The sequence below is a fragment of the Syntrophorhabdaceae bacterium genome (genome assembly GCA_028713955.1).
Lineage (GTDB): Bacteria > Desulfobacterota > Syntrophorhabdia > Syntrophorhabdales > Syntrophorhabdaceae > UBA5609.
The window spans coordinates 1-3,569 of sequence record JAQTNJ010000288.1; the positions used below are offsets into that span (position 1 = coordinate 1).

The window sequence follows — 3,569 nt, forward strand, 5'->3', positions numbered from 1 at the left end:
TCCCTGATGAGAGAAAGGACAAGGTCAAGATCATGGATCATGAGGTCGAGAATGACATCCACATCCGTTGACCTCCCGGTAAAGGGACTTATCCTGCACGCCTCTATGGCAAGAGGCGCCCGGATAAGCTTCCGCGCCCTCCTGAATGCCGGGTTGAACCTCTCAAGGTGGCCGACCTGGAAAGTAAGACCCTTTTCTGCTGCAAGACTTACCAGCCTTTTGGCCTGACCTGCGGAAAGGGTGACCGGTTTTTCGACGAAGACATGTATACCTTTTTCCATGAACGATTTTGCAATGGGATAATGTGTATCTGTCGGGGTCGTAATAACAACGCCGTTCAGCCCGTCGGCAACGTCCTTGTAGTCAATATAATACGGTACATGATATTTCTCTGACAGCGCCGATAACACCGCCGTATCGATGTCGACGATCCCGGCGACCCGGACGCCTTTGAAGGCATGTAATTTGCCGAGGTGTATCTTCCCCATATGCCCCGTTCCGACTATGGCCACTTTTAACGGCGTATGCCTTTCGTCTAACGGCATATGCCTCTCTTCGATGATTGAATAAAATGTATGAGCTCGTCTATATGTTCCCCCTTTAACTCTTCCTGGATAACCTTCAGTGATGTGGTGAGGGGGAGAGAAGACCTGAAAAGGATCCTGTATGCCTTTTTTAACTGCAAGATCTCTTCTTTGGTGAAGCCATGTCGCTCAAGACCAACAACATTGAGGCCGTAAAGTTCGGCCCTGCTTCCCGCTGCGATCATGAAAGGGGGGACATCCTTGGGCGCCCCTGTGATACCGCTGATAAATGCGAATTTTCCGATCCTGCAGAACTGATGCACTGCGCAAAGACCGGCAAAGATTACAAAATCCGCGACCTCGACATGTCCTGCGAGGGTAGCGCAGTTCGCCATGATAATGTTGCTGCCTACCTTGCAATCATGCGCAATGTGTGCGTAGGCCATGATGAAATTATTGTTGCCTACTTCTGTTATGCCGCTGCCGTGAACAGTGCCTTTATTGATGGTGACATATTCCTTAATGATGTTGTTATTACCTATCTTCAATATGGTATCTTCCCCATTGTAACTGATGTCCTGGGGAGGACCACCGATGGAGGCGAAAGGACTGATGGTGCAGCCTTCACCTATTGTTGTATTCCCCTGTACTACTACGTGTCCCAGAAGTTTTGTGCCTTTCCGGATTGTTACCTTTTCATCAACAATGCAATAGGGGCCTATATCGACGTCATTATCGATCCCGGCATTTTTATGGATGATTGCGGTAGGGTGTATCAAACGTAAGCTCCTTATTCTTTCTTTAACATTGCCATGATCCTTGCTTCGGCCACGATGTCATTATCAACGTATGCCTTGCCGTCAAAGATCCATATCTCCCGTCTGTGCTTCACTACCTCAAGAACTAATTTCAACTGGTCTCCGGGTATTACGGGTCTTCTGAAGCGTGCGTCGTCAATGCCTGTGAAAAAGACAGTACCCTTTGCATCGGGAAAGGATTTAAAGGCGAGGACCCCGCCTGTCTGAGCCATGGCTTCCAGGATAAGAACGCCGGGCATGATCGGTTTTTGTGGAAAGTGGCCGGTGAAAAAAGGTTCATTGTAGGTGACATTCTTGATCCCCACTATCCTTTTTTCCGGTTCCAGCTCCAGTATCCTGTCAACGAGCAGGAAAGGGTAGCTGTGTGGCATGAGCCGCATAATCTCATTGATGTCAATCATGGTTTTCCTCCAGATGGAGCTTTTTCTCCACCTTTTTTATGCGCTCGAACAGAACGGGCAGCTTTTTTAGATAATTCTGGAGTTTCATCCATTCCCGGTGCGGCATGTGGGGCGTTCCCATGATGAGCATATTGTCCGGTACGTCTTTGGTGATGCCTGTCTGACCGCCTGCCTTGACGTTATTGCCTACGGTGGTGTGGTCTCTTACGCCTACCTGTCCGGCGAGAACGACGTTGTTGCCTATGGTTGCGCTCCCGGCTATCCCGACATGTGCAATGATGATGGAATTTTCACCGATTGATACGTTATGGGCAATCTGAACGAGGTTGTCTATTTTCGCACCCTTCCTTATGATCGTTTTGCCGAGGGATGCCCTGTCAATAGCGACATTTGCCCCTATCTCAACATCGTCTTCGATCTCTACGTTGCCGAGTTGGGGGATCTTGGCATGTCTTTTTCCATCCCATATATAACCGAACCCGTCGCTTCCGATGACGGTGCCGCCATGTATAGTGACCCTTTTGCCTATGAGGACATCGCTGTAGACCGTTACATGAGGGTATATGGTTGTGTCTTCGTCAATGACCGTGTTATCACCTATGTAGACAAAAGGGAGAAGGGTTACGTTTTTTCGAATGATTGCGCCATCGCCGATGTATACATATGGTGCTATTGAGGCTTCGCCGGCAACTTGAGCACCGGGGGAAACAAAGGCGAGGGGGCTGACCCCTTTCTCGTTTTTTCCCGGCTTTAGAAACAGTTCAGCTACCTTGATATAGGAAAGTCCCGGATTGTCTACAACGATAATATTTGTATGCCCCAGGCGGTCCGCCTCTATATCTTTGCCAAGCATTATTGCCGATGCCCTGCAGGCAGGAAGATATTTTTTATAGCTGCCATGGGTAAGAAAAGTAATGTCGCCTGCCTTCGCATCCTTTATGCTTGAAACACCGGTGATAGGGATCTCTCCATCACCTATAAGACGGCCATGCACTGCCGTTGCTATATCTTTCAATAACAGCATTGTTTTATTTCTTTGCAGGGGCAGGGGCCTTCTTTGACGCTTCGTTGAAAAGGGTGATTACCTTGCCGGTAATATCGATTGCTGAATTGCCGTAAAGGATGCCTGCCTGGCTTTTTTCAAGGATCAGGGCATATTTCTCCCTGTCGCCGAGACCCTTGATGACCTCTTCGATCTCTTTCAGGATCTTTTGAGTAAACTCCATGTCTTTTTGCTGCAGCTCTGCCTGGTAGTCGTTAACAAGCCGCTGATAATCTTTCAGCTTGGCTTGATATTGTTTTTCCTTGTCAGCCCTTGCTTCAGGGGTGATCGTGGCGCTCTGTTTTTCCAGTGCATCCTTGAGTTTCTGCAGTTCGCCCTGCTTCCCATCGAGATTTTTTTTCAGTCGTTCCGCCTCGCCTGTAAGTGTCTTTCTGATATCTTTCCCTTTATCCGATTCAAGCATGACCCTTTGCAGGTCAACATATACAATACTGAGTGACTGACTTTTCGCAATGAGCGGTGTACAGAGAAACAGTGCGATGATAACAAAAAATATGAACTTTTTCATGATGCCTCCTGTCTAATATTGTGTTCCGATTGTAAAGTCGAACGCGCTCCTCCTGTCGCCTGTTTTAGGAAAGATGTTATAACCGAATTCAAGCCGGATAGGACCCATCGGTGAAAACCACCTGATGCCGAATCCGGCAGTTGTTCTCATGCTATCTTTTATCACATTCACATTTGTACCGTCAAACCCGGCACCGGCGTCATAAAAGATCACACCTTTCAAGCCTGCAGGTTTATAGATGGGGAAGATCCATTC

Annotated in this window: 6 protein-coding genes; all 6 read right to left on the minus strand. The window is 48.1% G+C overall.

The annotated features are described in order from the left end of the window. On the minus strand, positions 1-545 hold a 545-nt coding region (locus PHU49_15830; GenBank protein MDD5245478.1), incomplete at its 3' end, for a Gfo/Idh/MocA family oxidoreductase. Further along, complete coding sequence (lpxA, locus tag PHU49_15835; protein MDD5245479.1) at positions 536-1,303, minus strand: acyl-ACP--UDP-N-acetylglucosamine O-acyltransferase; 768 nt, start codon at positions 1,301-1,303, stop codon at positions 536-538. The genes PHU49_15830 and lpxA, both read right to left, overlap by 10 nt. An 11-nt stretch (positions 1,304-1,314) precedes the next feature. Next, positions 1,315-1,743 carry a 3-hydroxyacyl-ACP dehydratase FabZ gene (gene fabZ / locus PHU49_15840; GenBank protein ID MDD5245480.1) on the minus strand — a complete coding sequence of 143 codons (429 nt, stop codon included), beginning with the start codon at positions 1,741-1,743 and terminating at the stop codon, positions 1,315-1,317. Then, the gene (gene lpxD, locus PHU49_15845; protein ID MDD5245481.1) at positions 1,736-2,767 is read right to left on the minus strand and encodes a UDP-3-O-(3-hydroxymyristoyl)glucosamine N-acyltransferase; all 1,032 of its coding nucleotides are present in this window, start codon (positions 2,765-2,767) and stop codon (positions 1,736-1,738) included. Before lpxD ends, fabZ begins: the two co-directional genes overlap by 8 nt. A 4-nt stretch (positions 2,768-2,771) precedes the next feature. Further along, the gene (locus PHU49_15850) at positions 2,772-3,314 is read right to left on the minus strand and encodes an OmpH family outer membrane protein (protein ID MDD5245482.1); all 543 of its coding nucleotides are present in this window, start codon (positions 3,312-3,314) and stop codon (positions 2,772-2,774) included. Positions 3,315-3,326: 12 nt separating this feature from the next. Then, positions 3,327-3,569, minus strand: a 243-nt coding sequence (locus PHU49_15855) for a BamA/TamA family outer membrane protein (protein MDD5245483.1), incomplete at its 5' end; no start/stop codon positions are given.